Origin of the sequence: Glutamicibacter sp. BW77, assembly GCF_002332285.1 — a bacterium.
GTDB lineage: Bacteria > Actinomycetota > Actinomycetes > Actinomycetales > Micrococcaceae > Glutamicibacter > Glutamicibacter bergerei.
Genome location: NZ_NRGT01000090.1, coordinates 33688 through 52234, shown reverse-complemented (window position 1 = coordinate 52234; position 18547 = coordinate 33688). Strand labels below are relative to the sequence as shown.

Genomic DNA, 18547 nt, shown 5'->3' with positions numbered 1-18547 from the left:
TCATGAAATACCTGGGCTAAGGTCCTTACCCTGGTCGGTTCCCTTCGTGCAGGTTCAACAAATCAGCAGCTTGCCGAAGCAACCGTGTTGAACTCACCAGAAGGCGTTGAAGTCAGCGTTTACTCGGGCCTTGAAAGCCTTCCGTTTTACAACGAAGACCACGATGTTGAGGGTGCTGTGCCAGCATCTGCCCAGGCGCTTCGCGCTGCAGCCGGTGAAGCAGACGCGCTCTTGCTGATTTCCCCTGAATACAACGGCACCATGCCAGCGGTACTAAAGAACGCCATCGATTGGCTGTCCCGTCCCTTCGGCACTGGTGCTGTGAAGGACAAGCCATCTGCGGTCATTGGTACCGCTTTCGGCCAGTACGGCGGCGTATGGGCTCAGGATGAGGCTCGCAAGGCACTGACCATCGCCGGAGCAAACGTTTTGGAAGACGTAAAACTTTCCATCCCTAACTCTGTTGTTCGTTTTGCTGAACTTCACCCGAAGGATGACGCCGAAGTTGTTGGGCAGGTTGCCGAAGTACTGGCAAACATTCGCACCGTAGCCGAAGCTAACTAAGTTTTTATTCGTGAATTTGCGAGAAAAGCCACGGCCTCGTCGTGGCTTTTCTCGCATCCTTACCACTAGCACGCCAGACGGTGCGATACTTGGTATAGAAAAACCTACAATCACTTCGGAGGCATCCATTGACGTCGGTCAAACTCGGCATGCCGGCGGCACCACCGCCGGTAATTACTCCACGTCGTAAGACTCGTCAGTTTAATGTCGGCAGTGTGGGCATTGGTTCGAACTCGCCCATCAGCGTACAGACGATGACTACCACCAAGACTTATGACATCAACGCAACTTTGCAGCAGATCGCCGAGGTGACGGCCGCCGGTTGCGATATCGTGCGCATCGCATGCCCGACCGATAAAGATGCTGAGGCGTTGCCGATTATTGCGATGAAATCGCAGATCCCGGTCATTGCTGACATCCACTTCCAGCCGAAGTATGTTTTTGCTGCGATCGAGGCTGGCTGCGGAGCTGTTCGTGTAAACCCAGGCAACATTCGCAAGTTTGATGACCAGGTCAAAGAAATCGCAGCTGCTGCGAAAGATCACGGTACCTCGATCCGTATCGGTGTCAACGGTGGATCGCTGCACCCGAAACTGCTGAAAAAGTATGGCAAGGCGACCCCAGAAGCATTGGTCGAATCAGCCATTTGGGAAGCTTCCCTCTTTGAAGAGCATGGGTTCCACGACTTTAAGATTTCGGTCAAGCACAGCGATCCGGTCATCATGGTTCGTGCCTACGAGCTTTTGGCTGAATCTGGAGATTGGCCCTTGCACCTAGGTGTGACCGAAGCAGGTCCTACCTTCCAAGGAACTATCAAGTCGTCTGTGGCCTTCGGTTCCTTGCTCTCGCGTGGCATTGGTGACACTATTCGTGTCTCGCTCTCGGCCCCTCCGGTCGAAGAGGTCAAGGTGGGCAACCAAATTCTTGAATCGTTGAACTTGCGTCCCCGTAAGCTCGACATTGTTTCCTGCCCATCGTGTGGTCGTGCACAGGTCGACGTTTACACGTTGGCTGAAAAGGTCACCGCTGGCCTAGAGGGTATGAAGGCTCCATTGCGCGTTGCAGTGATGGGTTGTGTTGTCAACGGCCCAGGCGAGGCTCGTGACGCTGACCTTGGAGTTGCTTCCGGTAACGGTAAGGGACAGATCTTCGTCAAGGGCGAGGTCATCAAGACCGTCCCCGAAGACCAGATTGTCGAAACTCTCATTGAAGAGGCTAATCGTTTAGCTGAACAGATGGATCTGGACAATGACGAGAATCCTACCTCGGGTTCTCCCGTGGTCTCCGTCAGCTAGACAGAGCCCACCGGGGGAAGTTCGAGTGTTGGGCCGCAGGGACACTGCGGCCCTACTCGCATTGCTTGATCAAGACCCTGTCGCCAATATCTTTACTCGTTCCCAGCTTGCTCTGCACCGTTCTGCCGTCCCAGATGGGTTCGCGCACTTGCTGGGCATTAACGGCGAGGACGGGTTGGAATCAGCCTGCTGGGTGGGTGCAAATATTGCGCCTACCGCCATGAGCAATGAACATGCTCGTGCCTACGCCCAATATGCGTTAGACACCAGACAACGCTTCGCTTCGGTGTTCGGACCAGCGCAAACCGTCTTGGCTATGCGTGAAGTGCTTGCTACCGGTCCGCAAGATTTTTTTGACGTACGAGAAAATCAACCAATGATGAGTATCCGCCGCCGTTCTGAAGCGGTGGCGATACGTTCGCTGCGTGTGGCTACTTTGCAGGACTTTGACCTCGTCTTACCGGCCAGTGCTGCCATGTTTGAAGAGGAGCTCGGATATTCCCCGTTAGAAAATGGCGGAGGGTACTACCGCAGCCGGGTACGCCAGTTGATTCGTGAAGGCCATACGCTCATCGACACTGATGAATACGGTGAGATCATCTTCAAAGCGGATCTGGGCACGGTCACCACTGCTGCAGTGCAGATTCAGGGAGTGTGGATCAGTCCCCGATATCGAGGTCAGGGCATGTCCGCTGGATATATGGCGGCCACGGTTGCTTACGCCCTACGATTTGCTCCAACTGTCAGTCTCTATGTCAACGACTTCAACCAAGCTGCTATCAGGTCCTACGAACGCGTTGGTTTTGAGCAGGTTGGAACTTTTGCAACTATCCTCTTCTAGCCCCTAAATACGGCCTTCTGTCACCTTCTATGGTCACAATCCACGATGAGTAGGCTCCCGTCTTCTAGACTCGAGGACAGTAACTATCGTGACGGGAAATTCTGTGGCTCTAGCCAGACGCACCAAACTCTACTTTGTCTCGGGGCTTTGCCTCGCCGGACTGTTGCTTAGCGGATGCAGCACACCGGCTGAACCGACCGAAGAAACTTCCGGCACCGCTTTGCAAATTAACGCAGACGAACTTGAAAATCATTTGAAGGAATTCGTCAAAGATGATTCCAAGGCAGAGGTCATTTCTGACGCGAAATTGCGGAAGAGCATCCCAGAAGCCCAAGCATGGATTGAAGGGCTGAGCGTATCGCCGAGTAAGTGCGGTGTTACCTTTGCTGCCCCGGTTACCGAACAGCTAGCAAATTCAAAAATGGCAGCGGTACAGTTTGATGACCGTTATCTAACGGTAGCCGTCTACCAAGAAGTCCAAGCACTAAAAAACCAGTGGGAAAGCGAATCGAAAGCTAGTGGTGAATGCGCTAGATACTCGGTGACCATTGATGGAAAAACACGTGCTTATCATTTGGCGAAACAGTCTTTGAAGACCAAAGCCGAGCTAAACGACGCATATGTGGTTACCAGCAGTGACGGATCGACGACGCAACAGCAGCTGGTAATCCGTGCCGCTCGTGGCAACGTCATGATTAGTTTCCAGCAGCAAACCTCGGCGAAACAGACTCAAGAACAACTTCAACATGGCGCAGAACGTATAGACGCGCTGTTTGAGGAACTCGAATAGCCTTTTGTTGGCTTCACAAAATCTTGTACTTCCAGCCCGGCTGTAGCCCGTGGCACATTCTAAGGATGACCAATGACTAAACGTTCCCTATGGATACTTCCCCTGGCCGCGATGCTGGCCCTGAGCGGTTGTTCCTCAAGCGGTGGGGACGATGCGGCATCCTCCGCACCGAGCTCCCAGCCGTCGCAGCAACAAGAGCCGAAGTCAGGTAAGACGCTGTCAGCAGACCAGGTTAAGAACGTGGTCACTAAGTTGGTGGGGGATGACTCTTCAGCCCAGATCTTGGACAACGAGGTAATGAAACCCCAGTTGGAACAGGCTAAGAGCATGTCTGGTGCGAGCGGAATCAAACCTGAAAAATGTGCCAAAGAGCAGGAAAAATATAGCGTCACCGACCTGACGGGGACTGTAGCGGCTTCAGCCACAGTCCAAGGTGACGCTACCGGTAAAGTAATCCAAATTTTCTCGATTACGGATGACGCCACGCGCACAAAGATCTCAGAGGCCTTAAAGTTACCTAATATAGATGGCTGCGAAACCATCACGGTGAGTGTTTCTGGGCAGGATGTCAACGCGGACAGACAGATCCTGAAGCTTGATTCCACTGCGAATCAGTCACTGACCATGGCTACGCAGATGAAAGTCGGGGCAGATCAGCACTTGAATTCCGTCGCGGTTCAAGCCCTTGAAGGAAACAACTTCGTACTGGTGACTTTTTCTAGCGGTACTGTGGAAGCGCCATTACTTGCCGGTGAAGCAATGCAGCTAGCGGATCAAGCATTTGAGGAAATCAAAGAACTGCAATAAATGCGAAGTGCTTCTTTATTTCTAACCTATGTCCAAATGCGGAAATTGAGACAGTAACTCGGGATGCGGTGTGGAGCCTGAAAAATTACTTTGGGTACTCCTACTTGCCCAGTGTGAATTTTCGGATTCCTCAAGCAAGTTCCAGAGCCTTTTTGCGTGAAGAGTTGTCACTATCGGTGAAGTGAAGCGTTTGACGAAATCAAATCGGTGCAATAAACCCACGAATGTCTTTTATTTCTAACCAATATTCAAATACAGTGGAAGCGACAGCTACTCGACGTGAGGATTGAATCATGAAAAAACGCTCACTGTGGTTACTTCCACTTGCTGGCGCGCTCGCTCTAACCCAGATCTTTCATCAGTTATCCAACGGCTGCCGAAATCCTCTACCAATGGATTCCCGGTGGCCGTTCCTGATTCAGTCCGCGCCAAAGGGCGCCTGAACCACCGACGCTGAATGCCAGGCTCCACGCACCCGGACCAAAATAGCCTTTCAAAACCTAAGAAACAAGGGGAACAGCTACTTCCCGTTCAGGCAGTCAGCAATCCGTGCCGCCACCGCTGGAACAGCTTGCCGATACCCTCCTGCAACTGGCATAGCAACTGTGCTTCTGGCGCTCTCGCCGGGATCAACAGCCGGCGTTGCCGACCACCTGAAACGATTTTCCCTGCCATCGAGAACAACCGGTACCGCCACCGCTTCAAATCCCACACCGAAGCCTCATGACCACCAGGCAGCACCGCCAGCTGCAGCCAAGACACCAAATTGACCGCGAACATCGCCAGGTCCGCCCATGCCTGATTCGCCGCAAAAGACCAATACGGCAGCTTGCCCAACCCCGTATTCTTCAACGTTTTGATCCGATTTTCGCACCTGCCACGCGCCCGATGCCGGGCATCGAGGAACGCCACGTTGAACCGTGGGCTGTTGGTCAAGAACGCGGTCACCCGGTTGCCGTCCGTATCGAACAGGTTCGCTTTCGCCCCGGGATGCAACGGCTCAGCACGTAGGTAAATCCGAGTTCCAGGCGGGTATTGCCTCAACTCCAAGACCTTCGTTGCATCAATCACCCACGCGTTATCTCGTTGACCACCATCAGCGTCCAGCGCTGGTTCCCAGTACTTCTTCTCATCGATCCACCGGATAAACCGCTCCTTGAGCACCGGCAAAGAATACGAGGTGGAGAATTGGACCCCCAATGAATCCAGATGGTGCAAGAACTCGCGGGAAGAGCCGGCACTGTCGGTACGGACCAAGATCTTCTCACCACGAAGGTTCCCGTCCTCGTCATAGAAATTTTCAGGCAGTTGGGCTAGGGCTTGGCTGAGCACCTCGATATGCGAGGCGGCGGAATTCGCGCCCCGGTTGCCTGGGCGCAACTGCACGGCGAGGACTTCGCCGGTGCCGTTGGCTTTGCCATAGTCTGCCATGGCGATCATCGGTGAGAACCCGTATCCGCCTTTGTAGGTGCCAGCACTATTTTGTTTCTCGGAATGAACGTGCACCAACGAGGCATCAATGTCGATGGTTAAAGGGTTCTTTGCCGTGGCCTGCCGGGCAGGATTCCGCGGCCCGGCAGCATTCCAGACTTTGGTGCGCAGGCTGCGGGTCATGGTGGCGAACCCGTAGGAGAAAGCTTCTGGCTGATCTTTGATCCGGCCCATGAACCGGCTGACCGTGGCATCCGACGCCACGGAGCCAAAGAGCTCTGGTGCGGCTCGTAGCTGGTCAATATCTGTGGCTTGCTCGCCGCCAGCCGCCAAGGACAGAGCTAGGGCGCCGAGGATCTTTCCCGGCCGGTGGGTCGCGGTGGTTGGCACGAACTGGCTGAACCTGTCTTCGCAAACGCGGCGGAAGTCCACCGCATTCAGGAAACTGGTCAGCACCGACAACCCTGCATGGGAGACCAAGGTTTGGCCGGTGAGTTGGGTCGAGATGGCAGGGAAAACGTGGGTAGAATAGTTCACAGAAAAGGTGATCCTTCGAACGGGTATTTTGGAAGCTTAGACACTCCCATTTTCCCAGTTCAGGTCACCTTTTCATCTTTTAAGTCAGTTAATGACTACCGGCCTTCATGAAATACCCGGGCTAACGGGTTGTGCCGATGCGGGCACGGATGCTCCCGCAGCCTCGGGGGACGCCCAGGCTACACAGGAAGCCGTAGCGGCAGAACCTTTGGACGCGGCTGCAGTCAAGACGATTGTCGAAAAGCTTGTGGCTGATGAATCCGGCGCACAGGTCATCGATAGTGCCGCGATCGCTGAGTCCCTGCCTCAGGCCAAAAAACTGGTCGAGAGCATGAAGATCGAACCAGCTGAATGTGCCGATCTAGTTGTTCAGCAAAGCTCGCTAGATATCACGGGCATTAACATGGCTACGGCCATCGTTGCCGGTGAAAAGACTGGCGAATCAACCAGCTACAGCGTTGCATCCTACGAGGATGACGCTAAGCTGGCGACGGCCAAGAAGGCTGCGGAAACTAAGGATCTACAGGGGTGCGATAAGTTCTCCATGGAGATGCAGGGCATGAAGCTGAACGCTACTGCCGAAATTCTCGATGCTACTTCGGATGCGGACCTGACTGTCGCCACCAAGTCGAATATTTCGATGGATGGCAAGGAGGTTCCCATGGGCAGCCTGACGCTTCAGGGCTTCGTTGGCCCGAACATGGTTTCTGTCGCCTACTCTGGCGAGGTCGAAGACGAGAAAACCAAGCTAGATGAACTAACAAAAGAATTGAATGTGGCTGTTGCCGAGCTGAACAAAGCTCAGTAGTTACAAAAGTTCTCATGAATGCCGCTTGTGCCCGCTGAAGGGTTCAGGCGGCATTTTTGGTCTGCGGAGAACTAACTAAATAGCTGATAGCACCGGTTGCCACACAGAATCCGGGCTACAGAACGTAATTTAGAGAAAATCCTTCTCATCCAATGCGCTGCGTGACATTCTCAATAAATGACTGTGAACCGCCGCCACTCCGAAGCGACATATCAAGCAGCGCTAACTGCCGGTGAAGATCCTATGATCAAGGCGAGAGATCTCAAAGCCCTGCATCAGCGGTGGGCAGAAGGAACACAGATTCCCTCAGTGGTTCGTCCGGTGGTCGCACGTTCTTGGGGGCGGGCCGGGGCGCAGGTAAACGACATTGTTCCTTTGGCGGCAGTTGCCTTGCAGGAGCGGAGGGAATCAAACGACGAATTGAGTTCGCTAGTGGGTCTTTTTAAAGATCGGCTCCTTCCGCTTGCTACGCAGGCTGGCAATCAACTCGTGATTTCCGACAGCCAAGGATACGTGCTCTGGGTACTTGGTCCCTCGATGGTTCGTCGACGCAGCGACGGAATCGGATTTGTCGCCGGTGCAAGGTGGCGTGAAAGCGATGTGGGAACCAACGGTATTGGGGCCGCTATGGCTGAGCGGGCGCCAGTGCAAATCTTTGGGCCAGAGCATGCCCGTGAAGAACAACATTCCTGGGTGTGCACCTCGGCGCCACTGAGCAATCCAGGAAACTCTTCTCTAGTCGGTGCGGTGACCTTGGCCGGGTCATATCGGACAGCACACCCACACTCTTTGGCACTGGTTTCCTCGGTGGCGCGTGAAGCGCAATCGGTCCTACGTACCGAGCATCTGTTACGGATGCAACGTCTCGAATTAACAACTTCACTGCCAGAAACTGAATATCTGTTAGTGGATACTCAGGGCTCAGTGGCCACGTCTCGGGGCTATGACGTTGACGGAAGGATCTCGATCCCCGCCGGAATGGAGGAAGGACGACAATGGGTTGCTGGTGTTGGTGCCGTGGACGTGCAACGTATCTTGGGTGGTTGGCTGTTGCAGCGCGCACATGAAGAGATCACTCTGGAACTCAACGATTCGCTGATTCACCAGGCGGTTGTGCATAGCACCAGCGGACCAACGCGTATTGGGCTCAGTGCCAAGCATTGGCAAATTGTGCAACTTCTGGCGGCCTGTCCAACGGGTGTAAGTTCCGTGACGTTGCAGAATCTATGGCCGGCAGGCACTGCTAGCGTCACGATTCGTGCGGAACTCTCACGGTTGCGCGCTAAGCTGCCTGGGCTGATCGCCTCCAGACCTTATCGGTTGGTAGTTCCAGTAATTCGGGGGGTCTAATTTGATGGTTGCAACCTATTGCAACACTTTCTCTTTGTGATCCAGCTCATAGCCTTGCTTCAGCGCGGCAATATTGCCGCATCATTTCCCGGACTCCCGAAGAATTGAAGTGATGAGAATGGCGAACAACGATCCGCTAACGCAGGCTCAACAGTGGTGCCAAGACCTGCAGCGAACACTTGACGCAGGGGATGTTCAAGAAGCCGTGCAATTGTTCGATGACGAATGCTACTGGCGAGACCTCACCTCCCTGACTTGGAACCTGCACACCAGCGAAGGGCGGGAAGACATTGCGAAGATGCTACTGGGAGTCGAACGCGGTGCCTGGCCGCGAAATCTGGAGATCACCAGTGCTGCGGATGCTGACGGGGTCATAGAAGCTTGGTTTACCTTTCACAACGATGCCTTTGAAGGTCTTGGGCTCCTTCGCTTACGTGATGGTCGTTGCTGGACCTTGCTCAGTACCGCGCAGTCACTGCGCGAACATCCCGAACCTGCCGGCGCCCGCCGTGAACTGGGGGCGGAGCACGGTTCGAGCATGAGCAAAGAAAATTGGTTGGACCGCCGTATCGCTGAACAGCAATCGCTAGGAATCACCGAGCAGCCCTACACGCTCATTATCGGTGGGGGACAAGGAGGCATTGGTTTGGCCGCCCGGCTCAAACGGATGGGCGTGCCAGCACTGGTTATCGACAAGCTGGCGCGACCAGGTGACCAATGGCGTTCGCGGTACCATTCACTGGCCCTGCATGACCCAGTCTGGTATGACCATATGCCTTACATCCAGTTCCCCGATCACTGGCCAGTATTCACTCCCAAAGACAAAATGGGCGACTGGTTGGAAAGCTACACAAAGCTCATGGAACTGAATTATTGGTCACTGACCGAAGCAACCAGCGCCAGGCAAGATCCAGAAGGGGAAGGGTGGATCGTAGAGGTTGAACGTGATGGCGTGCCTCTGACTTTACGCCCCACGCAGTTGGTAATCGCCACGGGAATGTCGGGTATTCCTAATGTCCCGCAATATCCTGGAACTGAAGTATTTACCGGCGAGCAGAACCACTCATCACAACATGCCGGCGGTGAACGATTTGCAGGTAAGAACGTGGTGGTGATTGGTGCTAATAATTCCGCGCATGACATCTGCGCGGATCTAGTTCAAAACGGTGCGCACCCCACCATGGTGCAGCGTTCGAGCACGCACATTGTTCGATCGGAGTCGCTGATGAACAACGTACTCGGCCCACTATATTCTGAGGAAGCTTTAGCTGCGGGAATTGACCATAATCAAGCAGACCTGATCTTTGCCTCTATCCCATATAAGGTTCTTCCCGAGTTCCATAAGCCGGCCTTCGCCCAGATTCGCGAGCAAGACGCAGATTTCTACCAATCCCTAGAGGACGCAGGGTTTGACCTCGACTTCGGAGATGACGACTCGGGACTGTTTTTGAAGTACTTGCGTCGTGGCTCTGGCTATTACATCAACATCGGTGCCAGCGAGCTGGTTGCCGACGGCTCTATTGCACTGGCCAAAGGGGAAGTGTCTCACCTGACGGAAAACAGTGTAGCGCTGGTCGATGGAACTGAACTGCCAGCTGACGCTGTCGTCTACGCCACCGGTTACGGTTCGATGAACGGTTGGGCAGCTCGACTGATCTCGCAAGAAGTTGCTGACGAAGTCGGCAAATGCTGGGGACTTGGCTCAGACACTGCTAAAGATCCCGGACCATGGCAGGGAGAATTGCGCAATATGTGGAAACCCACCAAGGTCAAAAACCTGTGGTTCCACGGTGGGAATCTGCACCAGTCACGGCACTACTCCAAATATTTGGGCTTGCAACTCAAGGCTAGATACGAGGGCATTTCCACCCCGGTATATGCGCTCGCCGAGACGTATCACCGATCCTGAGTTCTGCTCCTTCTGAACCTCGGTTAAGGCGGGCCCGGAGAAATTACGCACTGTGTACTTTCTCCGGGCCCGCTGTGCATGCGCTGAATTCGTGCTGAGGGTCTTTATCCTGAATTTCATTTGAAATAGAGTGGGCTGAATACTATTTTCAGAATCAATGAATATGTCGTCAAAGAAGTGCTAACTGGACGGGCAGACGTCCTCTTCAAGGTAGTGAGAGCTTAGGCAACTTAAAATGGCCGCAAGTCGTTTTCCAGAGAATTAGGGCTGTTGGGTTCCTCTCACCCAATGACTCCGGGATTTTGTCATCCGAGCATCAAAGTCTTTTCAAACTCACACCAAAAAGTGACCGAAGAAACGCTAAAACAGGTTCTAGTAGCAAGGATCAATAAGATGGAACCGAAGAACGAGGTTATTAGCATGTAGAAAACGGCTCCGCCGAGGTCATTTATAGGCCGTTGTCGGCGAAACCCGATCTCGCATATCCCTTGAATTTATTGGCAAGTGGCGGGAAGCGGTAGGATTGAAGATGGTCGAGATTGTGGCCGAAACCCATTTGATTTTGCATAGCTGGTCGGCACCCGAAAACGCCTCGGGAGTCGACGGACGGAAAAGGACGCCCCCGCGTGGTTTTGAAGCTTTCCACCCTGTTCCTGCGCACCTTGCGCGAAGATCCCGTTGAAGCAGAAGTAGACAGCCATAAGCTGCTAGTTCGTGCCGGGTATATTCGCCGCGCAGCACCGGGCATTTACACCTGGCTGCCACTGGGCTTGAAGGTGCTTGCTCGGGTAGAGGCCATTGTTCGTGAAGAAATGAACGCCATTGGCGCTCAAGAAGTTCACTTCCCGGCATTGTTACCGCGTGAACCTTATGAGCAGACCGGTCGCTGGACCGAATACGGCGAAGGCCTGTTCCGTCTGAAGGACCGTAAGGGAGCCGATTACCTACTGGCTCCAACCCACGAGGAAATGTTCACCTTGTTGGTCAAGGACTTGTACTCCTCCTACAAGGACCTTCCGGCGTACCTGTACCAGATTCAGAATAAGTACCGTGACGAAGCTCGTCCACGTGCCGGTCTGTTGCGTGGTCGCGAATTCATCATGAAGGATTCTTACTCCTTCAACATTGATGATGAGGGCCTAGACGAAGCTTATGTTGCGCACCGAGGCGCCTACGTCCGAATCTTCGAACGTTTGGGCCTTGAAGTTGTTCCTGTCTTCGCGCAGGCCGGTGCCATGGGTGGGTCCAAGTCTGAAGAATTCTTGCACCCAACAGCTGTTGGCGAAGATACCTTCGTGCGTTCGCCAGGCGGTTATGCCGCGAACGTCGAGGCAGTGACCACCGTGGTTCCAGAAGCAATTGATTTCAGCGATGCAGCGGCCTTCGAAGTGCTGGACACCCCAGATACTCCAACCATCGAGACCTTGGTTGAGGTGGCTAACCAGCTGCGCCCGCGCGCCGAAGGCCAATGGACCGCAGCTGACACCCTGAAAAACGTTGTTGTCGCTGTCATTGATCCAGAAGGCAACCGTCACGTGGTTGTTATCGGTATACCAGGTGACCGTCAGGTCGACTTTAAGCGTGCCGAAGCAACCATCGGCCTTGCGTTGGAGATCAACGGAGAAGTAGCTGTCGAAGCGGCTAACGCCGAAGACCTTGCGAAGCACCCGGAACTGATCGCAGGCTACATTGGCCCAGGCAACGGACTAGATCAGCAGGTACTTGGTACCGAAGCTTCCAGTGGCATCATCTACCTAGTAGATCCACGCGTTGTTTCCGGAACCACCTGGATTACCGGCGCCAATGAAAAGGGCAAGCATGTCTTCGGGCTTGTGGCTGAACGTGACTTCTCCTTTGACGGCACCATCGAGTCAGTCAAGGTCCGCGAAGGCGACCCAGCGCCGGACGGTTCTGGACCGCTACGTACCGAACGCGGTATCGAAATGGGACATATCTTCCAGCTCGGCCGTAAGTACGCTGCATCCCTGGACCTGAAGGTCCTGGACAAGAATGGCAAGCTTTCCGTAGTCACCATGGGTTCCTACGGAATCGGTGTCACCCGTGCGGTGGCGGCGCTGGCAGAGGCTTATCATGATGAGAATGGTCTGGCATGGCCTAAGCAGGTTGCTCCGGCTGACATCCATATTGTGGTGACAGGTAAGGGCGAAGAGCTTTTGGCAGCAGCCGACAAGCTCGCCAAGGAATTCGAAGCTAAGGGTATGGAGGTCATCTTTGATGACCGTCCGAAGGTCTCCGCTGGTGTGAAGTTCTCTGATGCAGAGCTCATCGGTGTGCCAACCATCGTGGTGGTTGGCCGCGGACTTGCCGACGGAGTTGTTGAGGTCAAGGACCGTGCGACCGGCGAACGCCGCGACGTGGCAGTGACCGATGTCGTGGAGGAATTGACCGCTTAACACCGGTGCGTTTCATCAGCAATAAATGAATAGAGGTAGCAGCGCGGTGCCGGAGATTCTTTCCTTTTTGTCACTTGACGGTCTTGAATTCAACTGGACGTCGCTGATCCTGCTTTTGCTAGCGGGATTTGCGGCCGGTTGGATTGATGCGGTTGTCGGTGGTGGTGGGTTGATCCAGTTGCCCGCGCTGCTGCTTTTTCCCGGAATGAGCCCGGTACAGGCCTTAGCTACGAATAAGTTGGGCTCAATTTTTGGCACAACAACCAGCGCCATTACGTATTACCGGCGAACTAGTCCTGATCTAAAGACCGCTATCCCCATGGCGTTGATGGCGATGCTTGGTGCTTTCGGGGGAGCAGCCATTGCAACGGTCCTTCCGGAACAGTGGATCCAGCCGATTATTATTGCCGCCCTCGTCGCGGTGTTGGCCTTCACTATCTTCAAACCCGCGGCCGGCGAGCTGAGTAAGCTGCGATACCGCGGCAGCGGACACTATTTGCGAGCTATTCTGATCGGCTTGATTATTGGCGGTTATGACGGCATGGTTGGCCCGGGAACCGGTTCCTTCTTGATCATTGCCATGGTTACGGTGCTCGGCTACAACTTCTTGCAGTCTTCCGCCAAAGCAAAAATCGTCAATCTAGCCACCAACTTCGGCGCCTTGGTGTTGTTCATTCCGGCGGGGCATGTCGTTTTCGGACTCGGCTTGGCACTGGGCGTGATGAATATGGCCGGCGGTTACCTCGGTGCGCGGATGGCGATTTCTAAGGGCAGTAAATTCATCCGAATCATCTTCGTGATCGTGGTGTCCGCATTAATTCTCAAATTGGGCTCCGACATGATCTTCGCCTAGGATCGGCGTCTACGGCGCAAGACCTGAACCTGGTATGTGACCGTGTACGAGTTTACCCACTGCTCAGCGCCTGATCAGCTGGTATTCGTGGTTTACCTAGTTCTGCCGGTAACCCCGGTGAGTCAATTCTTCTGGGACTCGGCGCGCGAGGCTCGACACCTCTCTGCACTTCTGCGGCTCGCCTGACATCCAGTGAGTAAGCGCTGCGTGACCGGCGCGGAGGCTGTGAACGGTCCTTGAGACCGGTACCGCTCTGAATTGCCCGAAACGTGAATTGTTGTCGTCCTGTGGTATCCGAATGGCATGGATATTCACGATGGCCTGGATGTTTGTCCGGCAGTATTGCAGAAGCGCAATCGACTTTGTTGGTTAACCAAAAATTGCCGGTTCGCGCAGTGGGCGAACCGGCAAAATGTGGAGGCAGCGTCCCCATGCTGCCTTACCTAGAATTGCTACTAATCAACCTTGACCCATCCCCATAGGCCAGAAGAGTACAGAAGTCCGAACCCATCGCATTGCCGCAATGGGCTGTTCCCGCCGACTTGGTTTGCTTAGAGGCGAACGTCTTCTAGGACGTTGTGGTGGCAACTTTCGTATCCACGCCACCATATCTCTTCAGGAAAAATGAATTGATGTGGTGTTGGATTAAGCCTCTCAAGTAACTGCCGGACCGTCGTCATACCAGGATGGTATGTTTCCGAAGCAACCTCGCAGGTTCATCCTGGGATGCGGTCGTCAGGCTTGGCGAAACCCGAACGGTAGGCCATCGCCACCGCGGCCGCTCGATCGCGGGAACCGGTCTTGAATAGTATCCGCGCCACATGGGTCTTCACCGTGGCTTCGCTGAGCACCAGATAATCTCGGATCTCTTGGTTGGACATGCCGGTCGCTACCAAACGAAGCACTTCCTGCTCACGAGGAGTAAGCATGAGCGCCGGGTTGGGAAGGTCCGTGCTGACGGCGTGCAGACGCTGGACGAGCCTGGTGGCAGCCGTGGCATCAAGCCAGGTCTCTCCCGCGGAGACCCGACGGATCGCCACGGCGATCTCGGTAGGGGATGCATGCTTGAGTAAGTATCCGCTGGCGCCGGCCTGGAGCGCTCGGATCACAATGTCCTCGTCGTCAAAGGTCGTCATGATCAGCACGCGTACCAGCCGGTCCTCGTTCTCACGGGTCTCAGCAATCAGTCTCTTGGTCGCGGTGACTCCGTCCATTCCCGGCATCCGGACGTCCATCAGGACCACATCCGGGCTGTAACGCCGGCTCAGCTTGATGGCTTCGTCTCCCGAGCCGGCATCGCCGATAATCTCAAGATCTGCTTCGGAAGCGAGCAGCATGGAAATTCCCGCGCGAACCATGGGCTGATCATCGACAATCAAAACCCGGGTCTTGCGCAGGGGGTCGCCAGCGGACGCGGCGGATTCGGCGAGCATGCTCACGGTGAATCTACTCCTCTTCGAATTCAACTGCTGGACGGTTCACGTTCATGCTGCTGTCATTGCTCACCGGCAGGACCGCCTTGAGCAGGAAGCCATTCTTCGTCGGGCCGCTTTGCAAGATGCCACCGCTTACGGTGATTCGTTCGCGCAATCCCAGAAGCCCGAATCCGCCCGACTCTGCAGGCTCCTGGGCGATACCTGAGACCGAACAAACCTCGACGGTGAGTTTTTGCTCGCTCCAATCCAACTCCACCGCAGCACGCGCTCCTTGGCCAGCATGGCGCATCACATTTGATAGTCCTTCCTGCACTACCCGGTACGCCGCGTGAGCGATACTTGGGTCCAGCGGGCGCTGTGATCCGGTGCTGCGTAAACGTACCTCAAATCCCGCTGCGCGGACCGGGTCTATCAGCTCCTGAATGTCTTCCACGCCTTGGGGCCGCATTTTGGCTTCGTCGTTTTCGCTGCGAAGAATCCCTAAGAGGCGATGCAGTTCGCGCACGCTCTGCTCGGCCGTGGATTGGATGTCTCCAAGGACGGCATCGATATCGATGTCGCGTGACCCGGTGCGTTGCACGGCGCGTACCCCGGCGGTTTGCAGCACGATGGCTGTCAGCGAATGGGCGACGCTGTCGTGCAGGTCGCGGCTGATGCGCAGGCGCTCCATGGCGGTGGCTTCCTCGCGCGCACTTTTAGCCCATACCCGTTCGGTGCGGATGCGGTGCTCGTAGCGGTACATTGCCACACCGGCGGCCCACGTGGCCAGCATGAGAACCGTCCAAAACAACACACCGTAGAGGAAGAGGTGCTGGTTCTTCATCAGTTCCAGCTTCGCCGCGGCGGACGAGCACGCAAGGATGGGAACCACCGCGCCAAGCAGCGCATATGCCGCCTGACGGCGCGGAAGGAGTCGAGCCATATTAAACAATGCGACGCAAAACCCCACCATGGTCGGCGCTGCCGGAACGTAGAGGCATCCCACACTGAGTACCAGCAGGACCAGATAACCAGGAATGGGGGAACGCGTGATGACCAAGGACGAGTAACCTAATACCCCGATGGTGATGATAATCCAATGCGGAACGTAGCCTTCAAAGACCGTAGCGTTTTCTCCGGCCCAGATCATCATGTCGATGCCCAAAGCCACCAGGGCGATGAGCAGACGCCGGTAAAAGTATTTGTTTAACATCCGGGCAGGAAAGGAAAGAGGACGCACCATGGGGGAAGTGCGACTTCTCCGTCCCCAAGAAGCTGGTGGAAGCCTGGCGGGTAGGCCTGAGCTGTGACCGGAAGGGTTCCGTCGGGGAGCACCAATGCGGTCAGCGGTTGCCACTGATCGATGGCTGTGGTGTTCTCATAGCACGCCAGGATCTGCACTGGCTGCCCATTGAACTCGGTGATCTGCCGTGGGCTGAGCCCTCCGGCAAAAACCAGCACTGTATCGCTACGGATGCCCCATGCGGTGAGAAGCAGGCCAGACTCGAGAAGCAAAGGATATGGTTTGGCCTCGGGGGCGTTGCGCTGGCCCGCGGGCTGACTTGATGAATCGCTGCCGCGTTCGTCGTCGGGTGAATCTGGCACGGTGTGCTCCTCGGGATCTTTAAAACTGACTGTATCGTCTCACGAGTCATTGCCCAGATACATCATGCTGGGACGGTACTTGTGTTCGTCCAGAGGAAAACCAGGAGCGGAAATCCTGAGGGGATTTGGGATCCTAGGCGCCGGGTTTAATAAGCTGCGGGTCCAGCCCGCGTTGACGCTGACCCAGCAGGACCTGCCAGGTGGTATTCGCCAAGGTGTCCTGTGCCCGCTCGCTGGCTGCACCGGAGGCCAGCGCCAGTGCGCCGGCGAAGTCTTCTTCGGCGCCCTCTGCAACGGCTGCCAAATCCTTAAGACCTTCTTGAGGCAAGACGTAAGCTGGTTGCCTCAGGTCCGCGCAGTCAGCAGGCAGCACGGAGCGTACCGCGCGAAGTTCCGCGCTGAGTTTGGTGCGGCGCTCTTCAATTTCGGGTGCTTGTTCCCTGGAGCCGCGTGCCGCCTGCAGCTGCAAGGCGTAGTCCAAGGCATAACCACGATCTAACGCCCGGGCCACCAACACGTCATCGGTTAAAGCAGGATCGGTAATCTCGGAAGTAATGGGTAACAGTGTCAGATCTGACAGGCAGCCAACTGGCTCTCCTTCGGTATCACCGGCGCCGACAACCAGTGGGGTGGGAAGCTGATTAACCTTCTTTTGCGACTGCACCGTGCGCAGCGCGCTGCGCGCCTGAAGATTTGATTGGTATGCCAATTCGGTTAGTGCTCCGCCCAAGTGACTTTGGTCCGCAGGCAGAGTTGGGAGCACGGTACTGAGTTGTGTGACCTTCGCTGTGAGCTCGGAGAGCGCTGCCGGAGTGAAAGCTTGCGCCAATTCAACCTCGGGTTGGTCATCAAAGCTCAGTTGTCCGGTCAGTTGCGCACCATAACTCAGGGTGGAACTTAGATCGTTGAGTGCCGGGGCGGTCTTCTTATCGGCCACCGCGGCCAGGGCTTTAGCTTGAGAGCCGAGATTCGCCAGCGTCGAGCCGTACTGCCATAACTGCCGTTGTTCGGCAGAACTGTCACGGATCTCTTCGGGCAGTCCACGATTTTCTAGACTTCCGCGAAATAGGCTCATCCCTATGCCCCAGGTGAGTCCTATGCAGAGCACTGCGGCAATAACCGGCGCAATCCACCCCGGCGCACGTTTGACTCGTGTACTGCGGTTAGATGCTGGCGGTGTGGAATTCTCAGTCATGGCGTATCGATCATGCCACGAAACACGGTGCAGAACCCGGCTCAAACTCGCCATCGGTGCGAATTGGGCGTGAGTTCTTTCACCTGAGGCCATTAAGCAGTTCTCATCTTGCGCGGGTGCATATACCCTTAAAGAACAACATCGAATAATGTGGGAGGATATCCATGACCGCTAAGCCGGCCGATACCGAACAAGAAGCGCTACGGTTGACGACTGTGCTTCAGAAGGAAGTGGAATCCCACGGGCTGGTCCTGGAAGAGGTCTCTGTGCGCCCCTCGGGCAAGCAGCTACTTGTCCAAGTCCTCGTCGACAAAGCCGAAGGCACCGAATCGGTGATCTTGGACGAACTGGGCGAAGTTACCACCACCATTTCAAATGCACTGGACAAGGACGCCAAATTTGCGTCTGCAGATCCTTATGAACTCGAAGTAAGCTCCCCAGGTCTTTCCCGTCCGCTGAGCCTGAACCGTCACTGGGTTCGCGCGAAGAACCGGATGGTGAAATTCACCCTGAGCGATGGCACCAAGCTGCGCGGCCGACTGACTGAGGTAACAGACACCGAAGTCGTGATTTCCGTACACCACGAGCCTGCTAAGAAGGGTATGAAGGTCAAGATTGATGATCCTAAGACCTTTGCCCTGTCTGACATCCGCAAGGCAGTCGTAGACCCGGAAATCAATTTCGACGATGCGCTGTTTGAAAATATTAATAACGAAGATTTGGAGGGCTAAGC

16 protein-coding genes are annotated in these 18547 nt (G+C 55.2%); 11 read left to right on the top strand and 5 right to left on the bottom strand.

Annotated elements, in window-relative coordinates; translation table 11 throughout:
* The first annotated feature begins 30 nt into the window (after window positions 1–30).
* The 5 genes from CIK74_RS18385 (at window position 31) to CIK74_RS18365 (ending at window position 4297) form a co-directional block, all read left to right on the top strand.
* Window positions 31–564: an NAD(P)H-dependent oxidoreductase gene (locus CIK74_RS18385; RefSeq protein ID WP_096257875.1), complete on the top strand. Its 534-nt coding sequence runs from the start codon at window positions 31–33 to the stop codon at window positions 562–564.
* Window positions 565–692: 128 nt separating this feature from the next.
* Window positions 693–1859, top strand: a complete 1167-nt coding sequence (gene ispG / locus CIK74_RS18380) for a flavodoxin-dependent (E)-4-hydroxy-3-methylbut-2-enyl-diphosphate synthase (protein ID WP_096257874.1) — start codon at window positions 693–695, stop codon at window positions 1857–1859.
* A 25-nt stretch (window positions 1860–1884) separates the two neighbouring features.
* Window positions 1885–2700, top strand: coding sequence for a DUF4081 domain-containing GNAT family N-acetyltransferase (locus CIK74_RS18375; RefSeq protein WP_229677048.1), 816 nt, complete (start codon window positions 1885–1887; stop codon window positions 2698–2700).
* 88 nt (window positions 2701–2788) lie between these two features.
* Window positions 2789–3490, top strand: a complete 702-nt coding sequence (locus CIK74_RS18370) for a VCBS domain-containing protein (protein WP_141393004.1) — start codon at window positions 2789–2791, stop codon at window positions 3488–3490.
* 72 nt (window positions 3491–3562) lie between these two features.
* Entirely contained in the window at window positions 3563–4297 is a 735-nt protein-coding gene (locus CIK74_RS18365; RefSeq protein ID WP_096257872.1) for a hypothetical protein, read from the top strand.
* 531 nt (window positions 4298–4828) lie between these two features.
* Here CIK74_RS18365 and CIK74_RS18360 read toward each other — a convergent pair.
* Window positions 4829–6265, bottom strand: a complete 1437-nt coding sequence (locus tag CIK74_RS18360) for an IS1380 family transposase (RefSeq protein ID WP_096257871.1) — start codon at window positions 6263–6265, stop codon at window positions 4829–4831.
* Window positions 6266–6356: 91 nt separating this feature from the next.
* Here CIK74_RS18360 and CIK74_RS18355 point away from each other — a divergent pair, with 91 nt between their 5' ends.
* The 5 genes from CIK74_RS18355 (at window position 6357) to CIK74_RS18335 (ending at window position 13599) form a co-directional block, all read left to right on the top strand.
* Window positions 6357–7073 (top strand): hypothetical protein, encoded by a 717-nt coding sequence (locus tag CIK74_RS18355; RefSeq protein WP_141393003.1) that lies wholly within the window; start codon window positions 6357–6359, stop codon window positions 7071–7073.
* A 177-nt stretch (window positions 7074–7250) separates the two neighbouring features.
* Complete coding sequence (locus tag CIK74_RS18350; protein ID WP_096257869.1) at window positions 7251–8423, top strand: GAF domain-containing protein; 1173 nt, start codon at window positions 7251–7253, stop codon at window positions 8421–8423.
* A gap of 118 nt (window positions 8424–8541) precedes the next feature.
* Window positions 8542–10332 carry an NAD(P)/FAD-dependent oxidoreductase gene (locus tag CIK74_RS18345; protein ID WP_096257868.1) on the top strand — a complete coding sequence of 597 codons (1791 nt, stop codon included), beginning with the start codon at window positions 8542–8544 and terminating at the stop codon, window positions 10330–10332.
* A 626-nt stretch (window positions 10333–10958) separates the two neighbouring features.
* On the top strand, window positions 10959–12746 hold the full coding sequence (locus CIK74_RS18340; protein ID WP_096257867.1) for a proline--tRNA ligase: 1788 nt from the start codon (window positions 10959–10961) through the stop codon (window positions 12744–12746).
* A gap of 25 nt (window positions 12747–12771) precedes the next feature.
* Window positions 12772–13599, top strand: a complete 828-nt coding sequence (locus tag CIK74_RS18335) for a TSUP family transporter (protein WP_096257866.1) — start codon at window positions 12772–12774, stop codon at window positions 13597–13599.
* 716 nt (window positions 13600–14315) lie between these two features.
* Here the strand turns inward: CIK74_RS18335 and CIK74_RS18330 are convergent.
* From CIK74_RS18330 to CIK74_RS18315, 4 genes are all read right to left on the bottom strand, one after another.
* Entirely contained in the window at window positions 14316–15032 is a 717-nt protein-coding gene (locus CIK74_RS18330) for a response regulator transcription factor (RefSeq protein WP_096257865.1), read from the bottom strand.
* Window positions 15033–15045: 13 nt separating this feature from the next.
* Window positions 15046–16257 (bottom strand): histidine kinase, encoded by a 1212-nt coding sequence (locus CIK74_RS18325; protein WP_096257864.1) that lies wholly within the window; start codon window positions 16255–16257, stop codon window positions 15046–15048.
* Window positions 16221–16619 carry a hypothetical protein gene (locus tag CIK74_RS18320; RefSeq protein ID WP_096257863.1) on the bottom strand — a complete coding sequence of 133 codons (399 nt, stop codon included), beginning with the start codon at window positions 16617–16619 and terminating at the stop codon, window positions 16221–16223. The genes CIK74_RS18325 and CIK74_RS18320 overlap by 37 nt, the downstream gene beginning before the upstream one ends.
* A gap of 133 nt (window positions 16620–16752) precedes the next feature.
* A complete protein-coding gene (locus CIK74_RS18315) occupies window positions 16753–17814 on the bottom strand; it encodes a hypothetical protein (RefSeq protein ID WP_141393002.1) in 1062 nt (353 codons plus the stop codon).
* Between the two features lie 164 nt (window positions 17815–17978).
* Here CIK74_RS18315 and CIK74_RS18310 point away from each other — a divergent pair, with 164 nt between their 5' ends.
* Window positions 17979–18545 carry a hypothetical protein gene (locus tag CIK74_RS18310; protein WP_096257861.1) on the top strand — a complete coding sequence of 189 codons (567 nt, stop codon included), beginning with the start codon at window positions 17979–17981 and terminating at the stop codon, window positions 18543–18545.
* Window positions 18546–18547 lie beyond the last annotated feature (2 nt).